General features: G+C 39.9%; 30 protein-coding genes. 5 read left to right on the forward strand and 25 right to left on the reverse strand.

What is annotated here, in order from left to right; all coding sequences use genetic code 11:
- Positions 1 to 3: 3 nt before the first annotated feature.
- Positions 4 to 183 (reverse strand): helix-turn-helix domain-containing protein, encoded by a 180-nt coding sequence (locus NE638_RS01065; RefSeq protein WP_202031281.1) that lies wholly within the window; start codon positions 181 to 183, stop codon positions 4 to 6.
- A 236-nt stretch (positions 184 to 419) separates the two neighbouring features.
- On the opposite strand from NE638_RS01065, the gene NE638_RS01070 reads away from it, so the two are divergent.
- Entirely contained in the window at positions 420 to 944 is a 525-nt protein-coding gene (locus NE638_RS01070) for a helix-turn-helix domain-containing protein (RefSeq protein ID WP_117598407.1), read from the forward strand.
- 450 nt (positions 945 to 1,394) lie between these two features.
- On the opposite strand, the gene NE638_RS01075 is transcribed toward NE638_RS01070, so the two are convergent.
- The 24 genes from NE638_RS01075 to NE638_RS01190 form a co-directional block, all read right to left on the reverse strand.
- Entirely contained in the window at positions 1,395 to 1,733 is a 339-nt protein-coding gene (locus NE638_RS01075) for a hypothetical protein (protein WP_117960053.1), read from the reverse strand.
- A 392-nt stretch (positions 1,734 to 2,125) separates the two neighbouring features.
- A complete protein-coding gene (locus NE638_RS01080; protein ID WP_173745646.1) occupies positions 2,126 to 2,743 on the reverse strand; it encodes a Type 1 glutamine amidotransferase-like domain-containing protein in 618 nt (205 codons plus the stop codon).
- A gap of 133 nt (positions 2,744 to 2,876) precedes the next feature.
- Positions 2,877 to 3,251 (reverse strand): TnpV protein, encoded by a 375-nt coding sequence (locus NE638_RS01085; RefSeq protein WP_118142542.1) that lies wholly within the window; start codon positions 3,249 to 3,251, stop codon positions 2,877 to 2,879.
- A gap of 26 nt (positions 3,252 to 3,277) precedes the next feature.
- A complete protein-coding gene (locus NE638_RS01090) occupies positions 3,278 to 3,940 on the reverse strand; it encodes a hypothetical protein (protein ID WP_244094778.1) in 663 nt (220 codons plus the stop codon).
- Between the two features lie 8 nt (positions 3,941 to 3,948).
- Positions 3,949 to 4,308 carry a hypothetical protein gene (locus NE638_RS01095; RefSeq protein WP_244094779.1) on the reverse strand — a complete coding sequence of 120 codons (360 nt, stop codon included), beginning with the start codon at positions 4,306 to 4,308 and terminating at the stop codon, positions 3,949 to 3,951.
- 13 nt (positions 4,309 to 4,321) lie between these two features.
- Entirely contained in the window at positions 4,322 to 5,296 is a 975-nt protein-coding gene (locus tag NE638_RS01100) for an XkdQ/YqbQ family protein (protein WP_173745647.1), read from the reverse strand.
- 14 nt (positions 5,297 to 5,310) lie between these two features.
- Entirely contained in the window at positions 5,311 to 5,685 is a 375-nt protein-coding gene (locus tag NE638_RS01105; RefSeq protein WP_173745648.1) for a DUF7694 domain-containing protein, read from the reverse strand.
- Positions 5,651 to 6,175, reverse strand: coding sequence for a hypothetical protein (locus NE638_RS01110; RefSeq protein WP_173745649.1), 525 nt, complete (start codon positions 6,173 to 6,175; stop codon positions 5,651 to 5,653). The genes NE638_RS01105 and NE638_RS01110 overlap by 35 nt, the downstream gene beginning before the upstream one ends.
- A gap of 14 nt (positions 6,176 to 6,189) precedes the next feature.
- Complete coding sequence (locus tag NE638_RS01115) at positions 6,190 to 6,756, reverse strand: hypothetical protein (RefSeq protein WP_173745650.1); 567 nt, start codon at positions 6,754 to 6,756, stop codon at positions 6,190 to 6,192.
- A gap of 3 nt (positions 6,757 to 6,759) precedes the next feature.
- Positions 6,760 to 7,074, reverse strand: a complete 315-nt coding sequence (locus NE638_RS01120; RefSeq protein WP_173745651.1) for a hypothetical protein — start codon at positions 7,072 to 7,074, stop codon at positions 6,760 to 6,762.
- Positions 7,075 to 7,312: 238 nt separating this feature from the next.
- The gene (locus tag NE638_RS01125) at positions 7,313 to 7,717 is read right to left on the reverse strand and encodes a hypothetical protein (protein ID WP_173745652.1); all 405 of its coding nucleotides are present in this window, start codon (positions 7,715 to 7,717) and stop codon (positions 7,313 to 7,315) included.
- Entirely contained in the window at positions 7,710 to 8,108 is a 399-nt protein-coding gene (locus NE638_RS01130) for a hypothetical protein (RefSeq protein WP_173745653.1), read from the reverse strand. Before NE638_RS01130 ends, NE638_RS01125 begins: the two co-directional genes overlap by 8 nt.
- The gene (locus NE638_RS01135; RefSeq protein WP_173745654.1) at positions 8,095 to 8,478 is read right to left on the reverse strand and encodes a hypothetical protein; all 384 of its coding nucleotides are present in this window, start codon (positions 8,476 to 8,478) and stop codon (positions 8,095 to 8,097) included. The genes NE638_RS01130 and NE638_RS01135 overlap by 14 nt, the downstream gene beginning before the upstream one ends.
- Entirely contained in the window at positions 8,475 to 8,792 is a 318-nt protein-coding gene (locus tag NE638_RS01140) for a hypothetical protein (RefSeq protein WP_117628343.1), read from the reverse strand. The genes NE638_RS01135 and NE638_RS01140 overlap by 4 nt, the downstream gene beginning before the upstream one ends.
- Positions 8,773 to 9,000 carry a hypothetical protein gene (locus NE638_RS01145; RefSeq protein WP_173745655.1) on the reverse strand — a complete coding sequence of 76 codons (228 nt, stop codon included), beginning with the start codon at positions 8,998 to 9,000 and terminating at the stop codon, positions 8,773 to 8,775. Before NE638_RS01145 ends, NE638_RS01140 begins: the two co-directional genes overlap by 20 nt.
- Before the next feature lie 253 nt (positions 9,001 to 9,253).
- On the reverse strand, positions 9,254 to 9,460 hold the full coding sequence (locus NE638_RS01150; protein WP_046438144.1) for a hypothetical protein: 207 nt from the start codon (positions 9,458 to 9,460) through the stop codon (positions 9,254 to 9,256).
- Positions 9,447 to 11,036, reverse strand: coding sequence for an exonuclease subunit SbcD (sbcD, locus tag NE638_RS01155; RefSeq protein ID WP_173745656.1), 1,590 nt, complete (start codon positions 11,034 to 11,036; stop codon positions 9,447 to 9,449). Before sbcD ends, NE638_RS01150 begins: the two co-directional genes overlap by 14 nt.
- Entirely contained in the window at positions 11,033 to 11,476 is a 444-nt protein-coding gene (locus NE638_RS01160) for a hypothetical protein (RefSeq protein WP_118510358.1), read from the reverse strand. The genes sbcD and NE638_RS01160 overlap by 4 nt, the downstream gene beginning before the upstream one ends.
- Complete coding sequence (locus tag NE638_RS01165; RefSeq protein ID WP_173745657.1) at positions 11,473 to 12,594, reverse strand: hypothetical protein; 1,122 nt, start codon at positions 12,592 to 12,594, stop codon at positions 11,473 to 11,475. Before NE638_RS01165 ends, NE638_RS01160 begins: the two co-directional genes overlap by 4 nt.
- Positions 12,595 to 12,743: 149 nt before the next feature.
- Positions 12,744 to 13,100 (reverse strand): hypothetical protein, encoded by a 357-nt coding sequence (locus NE638_RS01170; protein ID WP_173745658.1) that lies wholly within the window; start codon positions 13,098 to 13,100, stop codon positions 12,744 to 12,746.
- Entirely contained in the window at positions 13,097 to 13,264 is a 168-nt protein-coding gene (locus tag NE638_RS01175; protein ID WP_021652395.1) for a hypothetical protein, read from the reverse strand. Before NE638_RS01175 ends, NE638_RS01170 begins: the two co-directional genes overlap by 4 nt.
- A gap of 195 nt (positions 13,265 to 13,459) precedes the next feature.
- The gene (locus NE638_RS01180) at positions 13,460 to 13,681 is read right to left on the reverse strand and encodes a helix-turn-helix domain-containing protein (RefSeq protein WP_055055853.1); all 222 of its coding nucleotides are present in this window, start codon (positions 13,679 to 13,681) and stop codon (positions 13,460 to 13,462) included.
- 10 nt (positions 13,682 to 13,691) lie between these two features.
- Positions 13,692 to 14,168, reverse strand: a complete 477-nt coding sequence (locus NE638_RS01185) for a helix-turn-helix domain-containing protein (protein ID WP_021652392.1) — start codon at positions 14,166 to 14,168, stop codon at positions 13,692 to 13,694.
- A 41-nt stretch (positions 14,169 to 14,209) separates the two neighbouring features.
- The gene (locus NE638_RS01190; protein ID WP_021652391.1) at positions 14,210 to 14,410 is read right to left on the reverse strand and encodes a helix-turn-helix domain-containing protein; all 201 of its coding nucleotides are present in this window, start codon (positions 14,408 to 14,410) and stop codon (positions 14,210 to 14,212) included.
- Positions 14,411 to 14,499: 89 nt separating this feature from the next.
- On the opposite strand from NE638_RS01190, the gene NE638_RS01195 reads away from it, so the two are divergent.
- The 4 genes from NE638_RS01195 (at position 14,500) to NE638_RS01210 (ending at position 16,637) form a co-directional block, all read left to right on the forward strand.
- A complete protein-coding gene (locus NE638_RS01195; RefSeq protein ID WP_021652390.1) occupies positions 14,500 to 14,706 on the forward strand; it encodes a hypothetical protein in 207 nt (68 codons plus the stop codon).
- A 113-nt stretch (positions 14,707 to 14,819) separates the two neighbouring features.
- The gene (locus NE638_RS01200) at positions 14,820 to 15,182 is read left to right on the forward strand and encodes a helix-turn-helix domain-containing protein (protein WP_173745659.1); all 363 of its coding nucleotides are present in this window, start codon (positions 14,820 to 14,822) and stop codon (positions 15,180 to 15,182) included.
- A gap of 40 nt (positions 15,183 to 15,222) precedes the next feature.
- A complete protein-coding gene (locus NE638_RS01205; protein ID WP_173745660.1) occupies positions 15,223 to 16,068 on the forward strand; it encodes a hypothetical protein in 846 nt (281 codons plus the stop codon).
- Between the two features lie 14 nt (positions 16,069 to 16,082).
- A complete protein-coding gene (locus NE638_RS01210; protein WP_117628362.1) occupies positions 16,083 to 16,637 on the forward strand; it encodes a helix-turn-helix domain-containing protein in 555 nt (184 codons plus the stop codon).
- Positions 16,638 to 16,738: the final 101 nt, after the last annotated feature.

A 16,738-nucleotide genomic window follows, 5' to 3' on the forward strand; every position in this document is an offset into this window, starting at 1 on the left:
CTCTTACACTTCGCTGTAACATACTTTTTTACGGAAATAATTGGTGTTTACTCTGCCAGCTACCGTAAGATAACCCAGCTTCTGTAATTCTTCATTTAGCTGTTTGACAATCTTATAAGCATAAGACTTGGAAACTCCCAGTTCCGCTGCAACTTCTTCTACGGTCATAAAAGTTCTGTTCATCACATCGCATCTCTCCTTTCTATCTTAACGCAATTTGTTTAAGTTGTTACATTTGCATGATACTAAACATTTTAATTTAAGTCAAGTGATTCTATGCGAATATTAAATTCTTTTGTTTAAGTTCTTCTTGCTATCCGAAATTGCTCATGCTATACTGAACCTAAACAGAATTGTTTTATTTTCTATCACAATTAATTACGGCAACACGAATGACCACTATAAGGAGGCAAACAAGAATGGCAATCGGACAACGTATCAAATTTTTTCGCAACCGCAAAGGCATGACACAAAAGCAACTCGGAGAACAACTGGGATTCATGGGAAAAACCTCAGATGTCCGCATGGCTCAGTATGAATCTGAAGCCAGAGTTCCTAAGATTGATCTTGTAAAACAAATGTCTCAGATCTTTGATATCAATACTCATGCCTTAACAGTTCCAGATATTGATACTCACATAGGTCTGATGCATACACTATTTGCACTGGAAGATATGTATGGTCTAAAGGTAAAAAATGTAGATGGGCAGCCTAATCTCTGCCTTGACTCTTCCATATCTACTCCCGGCTCATCTGTCGATGAAATGCTTCGTTCATGGATGGAACAGGCTGACAAACTGAAAAACGGTGAAATCAGCAAGGAAGAATATGATGAATGGAGATATAAGTACCCGGAACTGGATACTTACCAGAAACGTGCCAAGGTACCATCTCAGGAACTGAGTGATTACCTCGTAAAAGAATTGACTAAAAAAGAAAAATAAAAGAAGAAAATAGAAAAACCTTACCGATATTCAGTTTTTTACTTCTGAAAATCAGTAAGGTTTCTTTATATACGTTATGAAATAAAATTTATATCTCTTGAATAATCACAAAATGTTGCCATTTTGTTGCCAATCACTAAACAAATTTGTTTGTAACCCGCATGAATACTGGGTTTCTATGATTGCGTGGATTATTCAAACTCTACAAAGACTAACACATTTTGTTTAAGAATCATTCTCCGTAGTGTTTCTCGTTCTTTTGATTATTTGATATATCCATATTATCCTGCCTATACAAACTAATGTTATCATTTTGTTATCGGTGTTGATAACACTTGCTCGGTAACTGTGGATAATACCTATATGTTCTTTCGTAAATTATAAGCTGTTTTGTTTAAAAATTCAACACTAGTCTGAAATTCATCTCTCAGTATTACTGAATATTTCCATCTATTTCTTTTTGCGGTATTTTGGTTCAATACCTACTACATATACTACTATAGCCGCAATACTAATAAGCATTGCACACAATATAGATAAAATAATCAAACCCGAATTCTGTTCATCTAATAAGGGCAATCCAATTAACGTAAACAAAACGCCATACACGCACCACAATATACCCAAAGCACGATTATAACCTTTCGCATCTTCTATCGGCGCCACCTCAGCATTTGCCCAGAATCCGAAAGGTTTTGCTTTCTTGGAATTCAAATCATAAATGCCCATTGCAATAAATAATACGCCCATTATTGCCCAAATAACAAATGCAATTAATCTTTCTTCCATAATATGTATCCTTCTTTCTTTGTTATTCTGCAAATTCTCCTATCACTTTCTGTTTCCGTTCTTATCAAAATTCTTTTTCAATGCTCGCTCAGTAGGAATAATTATACCTATCAAGGTAATTAACTGCACAAAACATACAAAACCTTAAAAATATAGGATTCAGCAACGCAAGAAACAACTGCAGTACAGCCTTAAATAATTGGACAAACAATTCTAACATTGTAATATACCTCATAATTTTTTCTTTTTATTATACATCCATTGCGAAATTCAATCTTTCACATATTTTGCAGGTAACAGCATTCCTACAAATGCAGGAGTACCGCACCTCTAAATGCTTATGTGCATTTGATTTTCTGTTCCTACAAGTCGTAATTCGTAAAACTATTTGGCTAAATCAAACTAATACAATCATCTTCTACATAAACAGCTTGTCCATCAACAATCTTTATTGCTTCTCCGAAATCTGGTAATTCAATTATTTTGGTTCCATTCCAATGGGGAATTATAGGGTTGTTAATAATATTTAATCCATCATCTAAATTACCTGCCGCATACATACTACCAGCACTAATTCCAACGTATACAAGACCATTATTAATTGCTTTCTCAATCGTTCTATCAAATCCTGTTCTAATCATTTCACGGCACAATACCGCAGCATCACCACCACTAACAACAACTGCATCAAAAGATTGCAGTTCCTCAATCGTTAACAGTCTGGTAAGCATATAAGGATCTGTAACACACGTCGAATATGTTCTCTGATAGTCTTTTGAGAGAATCAATTCCAGATTATATACTAATATATTTTCATACCGAATACCCATAGATGAAAGCTCCTGAAAACAAACTGCAAAGCCTTCTCTCGCTCCATCTGTTTCAATTCCAGCAGTTGGAATGTATAGCACCTTCACATCTTCTGGACATTTTTCTATAATATCGAAAAATTTCTTTTTCATATCAGCCGATAATCCACTAGATGTAAGAAATAATTTTTTACTGTTCATATCTACCTCTCATCATCAAATTTTAATTTTTACTTTTCAATTATACATCTACCCGTTGCGAAATTCTATCTTCCACACCATATTGACGGGTACAGCGCTCCTGCAAACGCGGGAGCACCGTACCTCAAAACGCTTATATGTAGATAAGCTCCTTTCCAACAACTTCCCTCACACATGCCTGAATGTTATTCATTCTTCCGATCCATTCGTGGGGATTTTCTGCCTTTAACTGTTCCGTCACTCCCTGCCTGTCCGCATATTCCTTTACCAGTCGAAGAAACATATCCCCTGCTTGCCTATCAACATCTACAAGATATCTATACAGCTTTCCGCTTGTCAGCAGGTTCATATACAAGACCTTATGATATTCTTTTAAGTGCCTTGCGTGCCGCTGTCCCCATAAGCCAATACACTCTGTTTCTTTGGTTTGTACTGTAATGTTTGGCAACAAATAATCGCCCACTTGTCTATAAGTTCCACCCATTTCTTCAAAAATTGTCTTTGTCATTTTCCTTTTCCTCCTGTGATTTTGATTTATCGTGAGCGTGAATTATCACGCTTGCGACCTTTAATTGTTCTTGCCTGTTCCAGTAAATCATCTATCTGTTTGCGACCAAATACCTTGCATAGCAGGCTATAATCTTTATTTTCTGCTTTCAGCCTCGCGTTTTCTTCAGTCAGTCTTTCATTGACTTTTTCTAAACGCTGATTCGTACGGTATAACTGTGCATTCGCTGTGTTCAGCCTGTGATAGTTATCCCAACCCTCAAAGCAACGAGCAAGCACCGTTTTGACAAGTTCCTTCAATTTCCTTACCACTGGTTCTGCCATTTTTACTTTATATGCCTTTGCATTCATAAATTTCTCTGGTTCGGGCAACTGATATTTTGGTGCAGTATCAAGTTCAAATTCAAGATTTGACAGCTCATCTTTTGCCTTATCATAGTTCAGCACCCTATTGGACAAGGACTCCAATTCAACCTGTTTCTGCTCGATTTTCGCACCTAAAACAGCAACTTCTTTTTCATATCCATCGTTCATTGGCACATTATTTGCGGCGGTGCGAACGAAATCTCCTTTTTCAAGATCCCACATTGGCGATGGTTTATAGTCAACGTCATATTCTTCGTCTTCCTCCTCATCCACAAAATCTGGAACATCCACAGTCGGCAGTAAATTTTTTGATTCTTCTTCCATATTGCCTCCTATAATCCACTTGCCTTGACTACTACATCTACGACTACAGGTTCTCCCTCAACCCATACGATAAGCACACGATCTCCCGGTTTTAACTTAGGCATAACCACCTTATGGCTATGTGATCCCGTTCCGCTGTTATGCCCTCCGTGCGTTCCTCCAGATACGTTGGTTGATAGATTGGCCAAAAGTCTGCAGACGGAATAATCCTTTTTAGGAATAGGCAAAGGAAAAGTATTGGAAACAAGGGAATAATCTTTCTTAATCACTCCAAAGTCGAACGAAAATCCTCCTCCTGAGTGTTCTTCCATTCTCGAATCCAATACCTTTGCAAGCTTTTCCATTCCATTTTTTTCCATTTTTGACATAATGTTCCTCCTGTCAGTCAAATGATCCATCGTCAACCCAGCCCCAGACATGAGTCTGATTCCAGTTTTGTGTAACCAGATGCCATGGGTGTGCTTTTCCGGAACCACCTTTGATCGTGATTTTTGCTTTTCCGGCTCCTACACTGTATCCTCTGGCATCTGGATAACTGCTGACATAATGCTTACCGCCATGGAAATTAACAATGTCCCCAACATCATATGATTTTGCTTTTGTTTTTTTATTCCCACTGCTCTTTTTTGCTGCCGGTGCTTTTTTCAATCCCAGTGTCATAAGCATTTTATCTACATCATGCGTAGCGGATATTACGATATAATACCCAGCACTTATTGAAGCTGTTTTTAGATGAATCTTGTCACCCTTCCGAATGATAGGAATATCCGGAAGTTTTATCGTGATTTCTTCCTTTGGTTTGCCATCATCTGCAAGAATCTCTCTCGCTTCTTTTTTTGCCTCATCTAATGTGTCATTGGTTCCTCTGGAAACAATCTTCTGGCGGATTCCGTAGCTTGTCTTTCCATCAACTGTAGCCTCAACAGGTGAGCATCCATCATCATTTGCTTTTCCGATGATTTTTACCCTTGTAACCATCCCGGTAGTGCTGATCTTATGGTTTACTTCTGTAAGATGCTGTGTTTCTTCAAAATGATATACTGTTTTATTTGTTCCAAAACCAACTACGGTCACATTCATTTTCACAGCCCGCAGACATGCCTCAATGCCGCCTTTCTTTTTGGCTTCCTTGAGGATTTTCACAACCACTGTTCCAAGCTTTTCAGACTTATAAGCCAGTTTCCCATGCTTCACATTTGGTCCGCTGTAAGATGTGACCTTTATGCCCCAGCGTTTCAGCACTTGGACTATGGCTGACTTTGTCTTTACGCCGGCTGAAAAATATACATGATCTTGTGATTCCTGCAGATCATATAGAACATCGTATGCCTTTGGTTTTTTATCTCTGTAATCCATATGCTACGCCTTTCTTATTTCGTTACCAATTCATCAATTTCATGCCCTATTGGCTTCCAGAGATGCAGGCAATTTTCGACACCATTTACATATTGGCTTTTCTTCGGGTGGATCTGGTACGCCTCTTCTTCATCATCAAAGAAAATGTCCTTCAATGTGCACATATCGTTCCACGTTGGAACATTGTATCTCTTTTGTGGAGAAACCGATACATGCTCATAGCCGTCCGCGCAGTCCCAAATGACACTGCATGTCCCGCAATCTGGTAATTTAATCGCTGCTACATGTACAGGAAACATCACCTTGTGGTTCCAAATGCGATGATTTTCCAATATTTGTTCTAAACTTCTCGTATCACTCACCTCCTGCAATCTTATCAAGGCAATCATTCCATCCGTCTTCGTAACCAATTTCATACCCCGTCGCAGTTTTCGGAGCTGTGTGTCTTTTCGGTAATGGGATCAGCGGACACCAATCTGGTCTGTTGCGAGTATCTTTATTCATTGTTTTGGCTATCCCGCATGCATATCCATAAACTGTCAGTCCTTTCTGGAAACAACATTCACCGCAAGATTTCGGTGCATTAATCAACGCTATTGCTTTTTTATCCAAGTACATATTGGTAACCTCACTCCCTATTCTCCACCCTCTGTTTCGTAGTGTTATCGAGCATGTTTTTTTCAATGCCTCATATGTTCTTTCATTCATGTATATTTTCTGGCCCATTACAATCATTTGTCCGTTTTTAAACAGCTGATTTTCATATGTTTTAAAACCGTATCTTTTTGCCCATTTTTTGTTTATTTTCTTTTTCTTATGGGTACGCGCCTGTACCTTTTTGTCCCTTAAAACAATAATTTCATGTACATTTACATCCATTATAATTCCTCCTATCAACGTCCGCTTCTTACCATGCAAAAAAGTAGTTCTGTCATGGATCTTTTTCTTGATCCATTGTGATTACACTTTATGGCAACTGATAATTTCCATTTTTCCACATCTCCATCTAGTGGTGTTGAGTTTTCGAATTCTTCGGCAACCTCTCTCTGATACGGAACTGCAACCATTACTCCCATGTTACCTATTTCCGCGTAACATTCCGGAAAATTCTCACGTATATGTTTGGCAAATTTTCCATTTTTTAAATCAGGTAAAATCTCTTTGTAGCACTCCATTGTTGTCACAAGGTAGTTTTTTTCGCCAATAAAATTTAATCCATTTCCGCTGTAAATATCCTCTTTGCAACTTTTTATTTCATAACAGGTAAATATTCCTTTTTCGATTGCTGAAATAGAGCACTGATTTTCCGGAATAAACTGCATGTAATCTACTCTTCTTGGCTTTCCTGCTGCGTAGCCATAATCAAGGCTTACTTCTCTAGCCCAGTATTTGCCTGAGCCAGAAAAAACAGCTTTTTCCAACAATCTGCTAAGAAATTTTGTTGTTTCAGATCTTGTCATTTTCTACCTCATATTGGGTTTCTTAACTTTAATTGTTTCTTGCAATTCAGGTTTTGTGGTGTTGTTTTCTGCCCACATGCGAAGTTCTTTTGCTCCTGGATTATTCTTCTCGATACCATCTGCCAAGTTGTGCAGGACCATAGAAATAATTCCGGCGTCTGCAGTTGCATACGGTGTAAGAGCTTTGATAATATTGTTACTGTAATAACTCATGCCCTCACTAAGCATTTCTGCCCCTTCTTTGTTTTTTCCTTCTTGAACCATTTTTCTGGCTCTAAGGACATAACTCTGCATACGTTTCTCCTTAATCTTCCTCATTTCTTTACCACCTTTATCTTTTTTCTCAAACGTTCAGCATGTTCATTTGTTACGATATAATTTTCGCACTGCTTGCATCTCATATCTTTATTTTTTAAGTCCCCATCATAGTAGCGACATTCCTCGCAAATATAGCAAAATATCTTTGCTTCTCCTGCCATTTGGTCTGAACTGTACAAATTGTTCGCACAATGGTCGCAAAGACAGCCGGCACAAGGAAAAGCGTAATCATCCCGGCTCATAAATTTCTTTCAAGCATTTTTATGCTTTTAAAATAGAAAATCCATTTGTCCGGTTCTGGCATCTGTTTCGGAAAATCCTTCCAGTATTCGTATGCTCTCGACAGTAGACAATCAATGGCATGATTTTCTATATCATTCTCTGTCTTTAGCCACGCACAGTGTTCTCTGCAGTAATCTTTAACCGTCTTCAATAATTCCGATTTTCCGGCAATTTCAATAAACTCTTTCATCAATGGATAGTAGTTAATATCTTCGATACTCCCAAATTGCGTTTTCTTGAAGCTTATTCCCCGGTATTGCTTGCGACCGCTTTGATCTTTTCCGATAAATTCAGATCTAAAATTATTACTTGCGGGCTTAAAATCTTCAACCTTACATACAAGACCACATGCTTTATACATTTTTGTCCTCCTTGTACGGTTCTGGCATTTCTTTCCACGCTATGACTTCTGCATTCAGAATCCGAATTTCCAGTTTCCACCTTCCATCTACTGTGTGAGCAACATTAGTGCGACATTCTCCATTATCATATTTGACGGTAACAATCACATTTCGGGAAACCTTCTCAAACATTCCCTTTTTCCATTTGCTCGTTCCTTTGAACTTCGCAAACATAGAATCTCTTTCCTTCGGTAATCTTTCTCTGACCGGAATCCAATCATTTATCGTCGGCTCTCTCGCAATAAATGTCAGCAATTCGCCTATTGGTACCAAATCAACACTTTTCCCATTTTGCTTTTTTATTACTTCTTCAAGATGGTTTACCAGAGCATCTGCATCAATTAGCCTCATCTTTTACCTCCAATTTTCTCAAATCGTCAATAAACCAGCTTTCGCCTTCTGCTTCAACAAAATCAAACTTTGCATTTGTTATGCCCTCTAAATACAAATATTTGTAGTTACTTCCGTACATAGACTCAACTTTTCTGGCAAGATATAGTTGCCCTTTTCCATTTCTCAGCATGTAACTCCACGAAGGATCCAGTGCCTCAAGAAAACTCTTTTCGGTTTTCGTGAGTTTAGGCTTTTCATACCACTCCAAATCATCTTGCAATTGTTCAATCATACTTAAAACATCGTTCGCAAGAATCATCTGGTCATCATCTGCGAATTTCTTCACTTGTATATGATAATTTAATAATCTGTCTTTTAACCGGCTCATACTTCTTCCTCCGATTCGCTCAGTTCCGCCTGCAACAGATCATCAATTACCGGAAGAATCAGTTTAGGTGCCATCATCATATGAATCTGTGTCGGAGCATTAACAATTTTGAAACACATATCAATATATACCTGCTTTGCTGTCATTCCATCTTTGTACGTATTTACTTTTTCTTTGTTTTGCTGGTAAATAGGGAGTATTCGGCATTTCTCAGCTACTTCATGAATTAACTTCTTTGATTCCTCCGAGAATTCAACAGTACCATCGTCTTTCGTCTGAACCAATTCTAATATCTTAATAATTTTTTCTTCCATAACGCCATTTCCTCCTTGCTTCTACTCTTTTCATGCGATGAACTTCATTTTCCAAGGTATTCACCTGTTTCTGCAGGTCATCCACATCGACCAACAGGTAAAAAACCGGCTGGACCAGTCTGGTCGGGCCTACATTCATATTCATCTCTTTGTGCAATTCCTTGCACTTGTTTTCTCTCTCATGCACCGCTTTATATACTTTCATCATCCACACCTCTCAAGAATTTCTCTACAAACCCGGTCATATTCCAAAAGTAATGTAAGATCTTTCGTTCGGCTCAGTGGCCGGTCTACAACTTCAACGTAAAATTCTTTCCGGATCATCTGACCGTAGCTCGCAGAATTATAAACATCCTGCTTTTTGCAGCTAATCAATTCAGCTACTTCGGATCCAGTGATGGAGTACTCCATCACTGTCCCATTCCTTTTGCATAAGTTATATAACGCCTTCGCCATATTAATCACCCGTAATAAATTTCGCTGCATCCATCATCGGAAAACTCAACTTCTTCCAGCTTCCAACCATCGCGCTGGAATTCTCCTCGATATGCTTTTTCGTAATGGTTTTTTACGATTTTTTCAGCCTCTTGCATGTCTTTTGCTTTAACAATTCCGACTATAGTTTCGCATCGGAATCCATCATGCTGATAATATCTATACAAATTCATTTATTTCATCCCCTTTCATCCAGTCAGCACTTTCTTCCTGATACTGCGACAAGTTCAGTGTTGGTTTTCCGGATTTTGTTCTGGTGCGGACTACCCGGAATCGTTTCTCTCCGATGTCGAAAATAAATTCTATGGAACCGCTTCTTGCATCCTCTGTACCTCGGATCCACGCCTTGCAGTCGCCCTCACGGGTTTCTTCAAACAGGCAATCCACAATAGCATCCATGAAAAGACTGCTCTTTCCTGCACCGTTTACTCCATTGATCGTGCAAAATGAAATGTCTGAAAAATCAAAACTTTCTTCCTTGTAGTTTCTGTAATTCCTTACCGAAATAGATACCGGCTTAAACACACCGTGAATCTCTGCAGTGGTACTCTGTTTCATGGCTTCTGCTATGATTGGCTCGGCAAGCTCCACGATTTTGTCTGGATTCTTAAATGTCTTTTCCTCCAACCATTTTTTCAGATTCAACCTTGGGTCGCTTTCCTCCGAGAGAAGCCCGCGGTTCGTGATGTCAATGGTGCTTTCTGCTTCAATATCTGCCACATAGAATGCACCAAGCTCATACAGGTTCTTTTGCAGTAGCGGAATGTTGAGCGCCTTTTTCTGCTCAGATGTGCAGGAATACCGCACCCGGACTATCTTATCCGTCACATCTTCTGAAATGCCTGTTCTGTGAAGATACATAGCTCCTTCACGGATATAGTCGCCAGTTTCATCAGGATCCCAGGTGATAGTGTGGAACTGTCTGTATGGAGTAGTGCATTTATATCCTTTTACCAGAGTACCTTTCTCATTAAATTCATGAATCCAGAATCCACGATCCTGTCCTTCATCATTAAAATTCATTGCATTGATCGCTCCGGAATAGAATACTTTGTCAAGTCCTTCAATGATTTGTGGGCGATGGATATGGCCAAGAAGCACCGCCTCATATCTTGCGGCCATTAAAGCTTCTCTTGGAATGACCGGCTCAAAGTTTGTGAAGAAGGAGGTCTGCCCTGATTCCATGTTGCAACCAGGAACCGTATAATGTGCCATGAGAATCGGTGTCTTTTCACACTCTGCTCTCAATGCAAAAACCATATCTGAAATATATTTCGTCCATGCAAGATTTTCTTCGTCTGCAGATAAACCAGGGAATTTTGCTCTGAACTCCTGTTTGTCAAATCCCGGCAGGCAGGCAATGTCTGCCCATGGAGTCTTTATTACTCCTGGTTCTGTAACAACATCTACATTTCTAATATTAAGCAGCATCCGTTCAAGAACTCTAAACTGAGCAGCTCCATCGTGATTTGGAGTGCCTCGCATCACGATCACATACTTCGAAAAATGTGCTAATGATGTAATGATGTTCGTTGCCGTAATCATTTCGTCTGAATACCTCACGGGGCCAACCTGTTCCTGGTGAAAGATATCTCCTGATACGCAAACGATATCCGGTTTCTCTTCTATAGCTACCTGTACCATATATTCCAAACATTTTACTGTATCCTGCGAACGGAGATTTACTCCGTCCACTACAGGTCCTTTAAACTGGCCAATATGCCAGTCAGCAGTATGAAGTATTTTCATTTGCTCATCTCCTTTACTGTTGCCTTCATTGCTGTGATCATGTTCTTTAATTCTGTTTCCAAAAGTGAAAAGTTCTCCTCGCTAATTCCGCAGAATTCAACGCCATCATCTCCCATCTTTTCTCCGATAAAGAGAATATTTCCAACAATGGGGCATCCATGTTTATCAAACTCGTAAAGATAACTTCCGATCAGATTTGCTTTGTTCGGCTTCAGTCTTCCCTCTTCATCGATCAGCATACTCACACACTTCCCTGGTTCTTTAACAGGGCTGGATGGCATTTTCAGTTCTGTGTATAATCTCTTTGGCATTACATGTTCTACAAGGTCACAGCCATTCCCGATCAAGCCATACAAGACTTTATTCTGTTCTCTCATGGTTCCTTCTGGAAATTCATGTACGGACATTTCCAGTTCTGTTGATACCTTTATTATTTTCATCTGCGCCCGCCTCCTCTCTGGCATTTAATGCAAAGTGGCTCTCCGAATTTATTGATTGAATATTCGTAAACCCTTTCATTTATGACCTCACCGCATCTGGAACACTGGAAATCTGCCGATCTATCCGGCTCTGGTTCTGGCTCCGGTTCAGGAACAACATCCGGCTCCTGCATTGGTGGATAGTCATCTTCGGTTTCTGTATCCGAAGCATATGCCGGATTATCCAGATCGTCCTGAGTAAATACTGTGCTTTCAGATTCGAAATCCACACTCTTAACTGCTATCTGTGGTGTACCAAACATATTATTTACAGAGTTCATGCCTTGTGTCAGCATTGCCTGTCTGACCTGTGGATCCGAGAAATCAGGTGAAAAGATAACTGTTGGGATAGCGAAATTCTTCTGCAATTCCGCCTTTGTGTATGTGCCTTTTACACCAAGCAGAGCTCTTATAACGCGAAGCTTCGCACCGGTCATAGCTTTTTCAGCCCAGGTCTTTTTCAGCAGTGCCATGTTTACCATGACGGAGCGATCAATGTATCTGTCTCTATCTTCTTTCGCAACCACAAAGGCCTGACATTTCTTCCCCCATTTATTCTTGGATTCCACCCATTGTCCAGAAAAGATTTCCGCAGCTGCCTGTGCCTGTTTTTCATCAGTAATGCCTTTTGCGGCTTTGTCAGCAAACTCAATGCGGTATTTCTCTTCTTCATCTTCCAGACAGATCACCTTCTGGTCAGTTTCTGTTCTGGCTGTTCCGTCAGCCTTGCGCATAGCTCCCTGAGCCTGTGCTCGATATGTAACCCGGTCGATACGCTCACCATATGTTTCCTTTGGATTGAACTGGATACCGGCTGCCATAGCCATTTTGTTGAGCAAAGGCTTAGATAAAGAAAACACATCTTCCCAGATGTCTTTTCCTCTCTCATCCTGCTTACCTGTCTTAACTGAACCAACCTTGAAAATATCTCCGCTGTTCTCACCCAGATCGACTGGAACCTCTTCTACATGGAATTTGTAGAATGGATTGAGCTGCACGTCCGTTGCTGTAGGAACCAGCAGATTGTAATTTTTGTATGCCGTGATAACTTCCGGCAAGCTTCCTAAAACCTCTTTCATCTACTTGATAACCTCCTATTTTTGTGATAAAATGACGATGACTTTAAAAACAAAGGGTCGATAACCTGTTTTTAAAAGTTCTGACTGGTCTTGGATAGGATCGTGGGTGCCGTCTACACTCCGCTTTCCCCTTATTATCCAAGACCTTTTTAATGTTCATCACCTCCTATAAACCAATTCAGAAACCCAAACAGTGCGATGCCGAATATTCCAACAAAAACTATTTCTGAGCCAATTTCATGGCTTCCTCTTTCGAGATAAAGCTTATTTGAAAGCATATTGTAAAGAATCGTGCTTGCCAGGACTGGAAGTGCATACTTCAAAGCTCTTGCAATAAAAAGAATTCTCTTTCTCACTTTCTCTTTCTTTTTGCGGATGTAGTATTTCTCATATTCTGCCTCATTGAATTTTCGCACCACGGACAGATATACCCTTGTTTTGGAATCTTCTGTGATATACTTATATTCCATGTCTTTGCACATATCTGGCACCTTGCATACATTCATTTCCTTGCCTCCTTGTCAATGAGAATCAATTCCTTTGCGATAACGCTCTGCAATGCCATTCTGTCCATTTCGTGCCAGCTGATCGGCACCGGGCTGTTGTCCATTGCATTCAGGATCCGCTCTGCGGCCTGATGATATTTTTCAAGATCTTTTGCTGTCAGCATCTTTCCCTCCTATACTGCCAGGCGAAGCTGGCCATTTTTTTTCTTCTTTCATCATCTTTTCAACAAATGCAGTTGCTTTTTCTTTTCTTTCCATTTCGATCAGACATTCTTCATGGCAACTGCACTGTTCTCCCGGATCCAGATACGCTCCGCAATCCGGACAGATTCTGTAAAAAGCCATCGTATCCACCCCTTTCATTCAATCATATATAATTTGTTAAATGCCTTTTTGGGGATTTTCCCTGACGGATACCCCTTGGCAAGCTGTCCATCGGCTATCAGGTCCGATCTAAGGGAACGTATCATGCGATATGCCGTATCCCTACTCACACCCATCATTTCTCTGACCTCAGCGGCTGTATAGTAAGAACGTTCCGCAGATGTAAGTTTTTTGATTACACCGTTTGCATTTTTCATACCAAGCACCTCATTCCAGATTTCTCTCAATCCAATTTTTCAAATTCTGCGTGATCTCATTTACTTCGTCTAATGTCTGAATGATTTTTTTCAGTTCCGGTTTTTCCTCTTCTGAGATAATTCCGTCTGCCGTAATATCAAGAAGTGATTCCTTTGCCTCGTTTATCTTCTTTAAAGAAGAAAGCATTCTCAGGCTGATTCTATCCAGTCCTGCATTCTCGATCTTCGGCATGTTCTTTCCAAGCGGGCACATCTCCCGGCAATAATTTCCTTTCAATTCTGGTGCCTTATAGCAGTCAGCCATCAAAAGGACCTCTTCCTGATATGGTATTGTGCTCCCAAGTTCGATTCTGGCTAGCCTTGTACGATCAATTCCTATTTCTTCCGCAGCACCTTCTCTGCTGCTCAGACGCTCATTTGACTTTGCCGCCTCATATCGTGCCTGGCAAAACATATTAGCCGCTGCTTTCGTAGCAAATTTCGACATTTTTCTCTCCTTCTATAAGCTGTATAATCAAGTTATGGTAATTAAATTGTGTACTCTGTATCGATATCCAGAGCCTTGCTGATTTTTTCAGCAAGTGCAGGTGCATACATTCTTCCATTTATGGTGGTTGTCACATAGTTCCTGCACATCCCAACTTCACCGCATAATTCCGTGACAGACATATCTCTGTCAATTAGGGTTTTCTTTACTTCTTTGCACCATGGAGACAGTTTTCGCTTCAAAATATCACCTCCGTTTTCAACAAATGTTTATTACATTTGTTGTTTACATTTGTTTGCGATTGCATTAAAATAATCAGAAAGGAGTTATCATGGATAATTGGATTGATAATCTCAGAAGAATTGGGCTTAAACGTTATGGTGACGAAAACCGCCGGATTCTTTCTGAATTATTAAGAAACGGTATTCCTGCCGGAAACACTGTTATGTCGGAAGCATCTGCTGAGGCTCTTATCATTGCTGTGGCGGCCATGATTGAAGAAAACAATAAAGCATTGCTCTCCGATTTATCGATGTAACTCTCTCTTTTTTTGTTTTGCATTAAACATTTGTTTATTACATTTTTAATATTAATCCCAATTTGTGAATTTGTCAACCATATTTTTCACATTTTGGGATTTTGGAGAATTGTATGATCACTCAGCGTATTTTATCACTGCTTGAAGAAAAGTCTTTGACAGCCACTGATTTATGTCGGGCTATCGGAATAAACACAAGCACTATGACCAACTGGAAGAACCGAGGGACTGATCCGCCCGCAAAAATGATAATCCCAATTTGTGAATTTTTAGGCGTGTCTAGCGACTATTTACTTACGGGCAAAGAAAGAAACTCAAAGCAAAACATTCTCTCTGAGGACTCCGAATGGTTAGCATTGATTCACCAACTTCCGCATGATGCGCAGTTGGAATTTCGAGGTGAATTGAAGGGGTACATAAAATGTTTAAAACGGCAGGAAACAGATACTGCCGAACCTCTTAAGAAAGCAAAATAATAAGCTTCGAGTGGTACCGAAGCAAAAGGGGGGAATGGCCATGAAAAGGAAAGTTATTGTGCTATTATGTACCTGTTCACTGATTTTATCTCCGGCTCAGTTCATTTACGCTCAAGCTCAGCAACAGGAGCAAAATTCATTAGAATTAGATGGACAGAAATTTACAAATGAAGATGCGCTATGGGAATACTTGGAAAAGACATATCCCACCGTCACGAGCACAGATATTGAGTCAGGAGATTATACAGGGAAATATGCAATTATTACTTCAATTGCTCGCAACGTAGACGTCCAGCCGACTATTGATTATGTCACTTGTGATATGTACTTTCACTCCAGAGACGAAAAATATGTTTTGGATGGATTATGGTGTACTTTTTATGATGATGAAGATATGAAAAAAAATGGATGCGTTAGCGGCGCTGATTATTTGGCGTCTATGAAAAACGATGATGTAGTTGAAGCTTGCTACTATATTAATTCGGATAACTCTTATGGTGCAATGAATATGTTAGCTATTCGTAAAATCGGTGAAAATGATGGATCTGCAGAATTAAGCGAAAAACTTCAGGTTTGTTTTTATCCCAGTGTTCCGAATGACAAAACTGGCAGATGGCGGCTTGCAACAACTTCAACTACTACTCCCATTGTAGGCTATGCCTTGAACTACTATAAGGACTATTTTAAATCCGATGACGAAATACATGGTATTGTCAATAAAGAACTTGATCAAACTTACAGTCTTTCTATTGTTGCAGGACAATTGTATGTCGTTACTCATAAATATTTAGAGGGAGAAGAAAAAGATGCCTCTTTGCTTTTCGGTGGCGATGTTATTTCTCAGATATATATCGATCCTGATACAGGTATTGTTACTGTTGCTTAATTTAGAGGTTGCTTATGACAATTGGTGAACGAATAAAAGAATTGCGGGCTGAGGCTAATCTGCGTCAGTCCGAACTTGGAAAAGCAATAGGTTTTTCTGGCCAAGTAGTATCGAATGTCGAAAGAGGTTACTCTTTCCCGTCAACAGAATTTGTTAATCGCAGTGCTGCATGCTTCGGTGTGCCAGCAGATTACATTCTTGGCCGGACTACTTCAAGATATGCTGTTGCGGATCCGAAAGAAGTTTCCGCAGTGCAAGCAAGAACAAAAGCCCGTTTGGCTCAGTTGCAGATGAGCCTTCCGGACCTGATCAAAAAATCAACGCTGACAGAGGAAACCTGCTGTGACATTCTGGCCGGAAAGACTGTTCCTGGAATAGATGCCACTGCGAGCCTGTCAAAAGCCCTCGACACCTCTATGGATTACCTTGTGGGTAATTCTGAATACAGCTGTGCCATTGCTTCAGAAGACGAACAGGATATCATCCTGCGGTACCGTCAGTTATCCAAGAAGGGAAAACGTATCTTTTTGGGAATGATGGAGAAGATGGAAGAAGAAAAAACAGAATAGTATATTTAACTGGGGAACCGTTGGGGTGTTATGTCAGCCGCCGGACACTTTGGTGAAAGGAGGCTGGTGCTGATGGTTACATATGGTGATTTATTTACTTT

The organism is Blautia sp. MSK.18.38 (genome assembly GCF_024460535.1).
Classification (GTDB): domain Bacteria; phylum Bacillota; class Clostridia; order Lachnospirales; family Lachnospiraceae; genus Blautia_A; species Blautia_A fusiformis.

What these genes read in the sequence shown, in the direction of transcription:
- NE638_RS01130 (WP_173745653.1), bottom strand. Translation starts at nt 8,108, where the DNA reads ATGAGGCTAATTGATGCAGATGCTCTGGTAAACCATCTTGAAGAAGTA.
- NE638_RS01125 (WP_173745652.1), bottom strand. Translation starts at nt 7,717, where the DNA reads ATGTATAAAGCATGTGGTCTTGTATGTAAGGTTGAAGATTTTAAGCCC.
- NE638_RS01165 (WP_173745657.1), bottom strand. Translation starts at nt 12,594, where the DNA reads ATGAAAGAGGTTTTAGGAAGCTTGCCGGAAGTTATCACGGCATACAAA.
- NE638_RS01170 (WP_173745658.1), bottom strand. Translation starts at nt 13,100, where the DNA reads ATGAATGTATGCAAGGTGCCAGATATGTGCAAAGACATGGAATATAAG.
- NE638_RS01070 (WP_117598407.1), top strand. Translation starts at nt 420, where the DNA reads ATGGCAATCGGACAACGTATCAAATTTTTTCGCAACCGCAAAGGCATG.
- NE638_RS01175 (WP_021652395.1), bottom strand. Translation starts at nt 13,264, where the DNA reads ATGCTGACAGCAAAAGATCTTGAAAAATATCATCAGGCCGCAGAGCGG.
- NE638_RS01185 (WP_021652392.1), bottom strand. Translation starts at nt 14,168, where the DNA reads ATGTCGAAATTTGCTACGAAAGCAGCGGCTAATATGTTTTGCCAGGCA.
- NE638_RS01195 (WP_021652390.1), top strand. Translation starts at nt 14,500, where the DNA reads ATGGATAATTGGATTGATAATCTCAGAAGAATTGGGCTTAAACGTTAT.
- NE638_RS01110 (WP_173745649.1), bottom strand. Translation starts at nt 6,175, where the DNA reads ATGGATGTAAATGTACATGAAATTATTGTTTTAAGGGACAAAAAGGTA.
- NE638_RS01135 (WP_173745654.1), bottom strand. Translation starts at nt 8,478, where the DNA reads ATGAGCCGGTTAAAAGACAGATTATTAAATTATCATATACAAGTGAAG.
- NE638_RS01120 (WP_173745651.1), bottom strand. Translation starts at nt 7,074, where the DNA reads ATGAGGAAGATTAAGGAGAAACGTATGCAGAGTTATGTCCTTAGAGCC.
- sbcD (WP_173745656.1), bottom strand. Translation starts at nt 11,036, where the DNA reads ATGAAAATACTTCATACTGCTGACTGGCATATTGGCCAGTTTAAAGGA.
- NE638_RS01065 (WP_202031281.1), bottom strand. Translation starts at nt 183, where the DNA reads ATGAACAGAACTTTTATGACCGTAGAAGAAGTTGCAGCGGAACTGGGA.
- NE638_RS01140 (WP_117628343.1), bottom strand. Translation starts at nt 8,792, where the DNA reads ATGGAAGAAAAAATTATTAAGATATTAGAATTGGTTCAGACGAAAGAC.
- NE638_RS01160 (WP_118510358.1), bottom strand. Translation starts at nt 11,476, where the DNA reads ATGAAAATAATAAAGGTATCAACAGAACTGGAAATGTCCGTACATGAA.
- NE638_RS01090 (WP_244094778.1), bottom strand. Translation starts at nt 3,940, where the DNA reads ATGGAAGAAGAATCAAAAAATTTACTGCCGACTGTGGATGTTCCAGAT.
- NE638_RS01105 (WP_173745648.1), bottom strand. Translation starts at nt 5,685, where the DNA reads ATGATTGCCTTGATAAGATTGCAGGAGGTGAGTGATACGAGAAGTTTA.
- NE638_RS01085 (WP_118142542.1), bottom strand. Translation starts at nt 3,251, where the DNA reads ATGACAAAGACAATTTTTGAAGAAATGGGTGGAACTTATAGACAAGTG.
- NE638_RS01095 (WP_244094779.1), bottom strand. Translation starts at nt 4,308, where the DNA reads ATGTCAAAAATGGAAAAAAATGGAATGGAAAAGCTTGCAAAGGTATTG.
- NE638_RS01150 (WP_046438144.1), bottom strand. Translation starts at nt 9,460, where the DNA reads ATGAATTTGTATAGATATTATCAGCATGATGGATTCCGATGCGAAACT.
- NE638_RS01115 (WP_173745650.1), bottom strand. Translation starts at nt 6,756, where the DNA reads ATGACAAGATCTGAAACAACAAAATTTCTTAGCAGATTGTTGGAAAAA.
- NE638_RS01200 (WP_173745659.1), top strand. Translation starts at nt 14,820, where the DNA reads ATGATCACTCAGCGTATTTTATCACTGCTTGAAGAAAAGTCTTTGACA.
- NE638_RS01210 (WP_117628362.1), top strand. Translation starts at nt 16,083, where the DNA reads ATGACAATTGGTGAACGAATAAAAGAATTGCGGGCTGAGGCTAATCTG.
- NE638_RS01145 (WP_173745655.1), bottom strand. Translation starts at nt 9,000, where the DNA reads ATGATGAAAGTATATAAAGCGGTGCATGAGAGAGAAAACAAGTGCAAG.
- NE638_RS01180 (WP_055055853.1), bottom strand. Translation starts at nt 13,681, where the DNA reads ATGAAAAATGCAAACGGTGTAATCAAAAAACTTACATCTGCGGAACGT.
- NE638_RS01080 (WP_173745646.1), bottom strand. Translation starts at nt 2,743, where the DNA reads ATGAACAGTAAAAAATTATTTCTTACATCTAGTGGATTATCGGCTGAT.
- NE638_RS01075 (WP_117960053.1), bottom strand. Translation starts at nt 1,733, where the DNA reads ATGGAAGAAAGATTAATTGCATTTGTTATTTGGGCAATAATGGGCGTA.
- NE638_RS01100 (WP_173745647.1), bottom strand. Translation starts at nt 5,296, where the DNA reads ATGGATTACAGAGATAAAAAACCAAAGGCATACGATGTTCTATATGAT.
- NE638_RS01205 (WP_173745660.1), top strand. Translation starts at nt 15,223, where the DNA reads ATGAAAAGGAAAGTTATTGTGCTATTATGTACCTGTTCACTGATTTTA.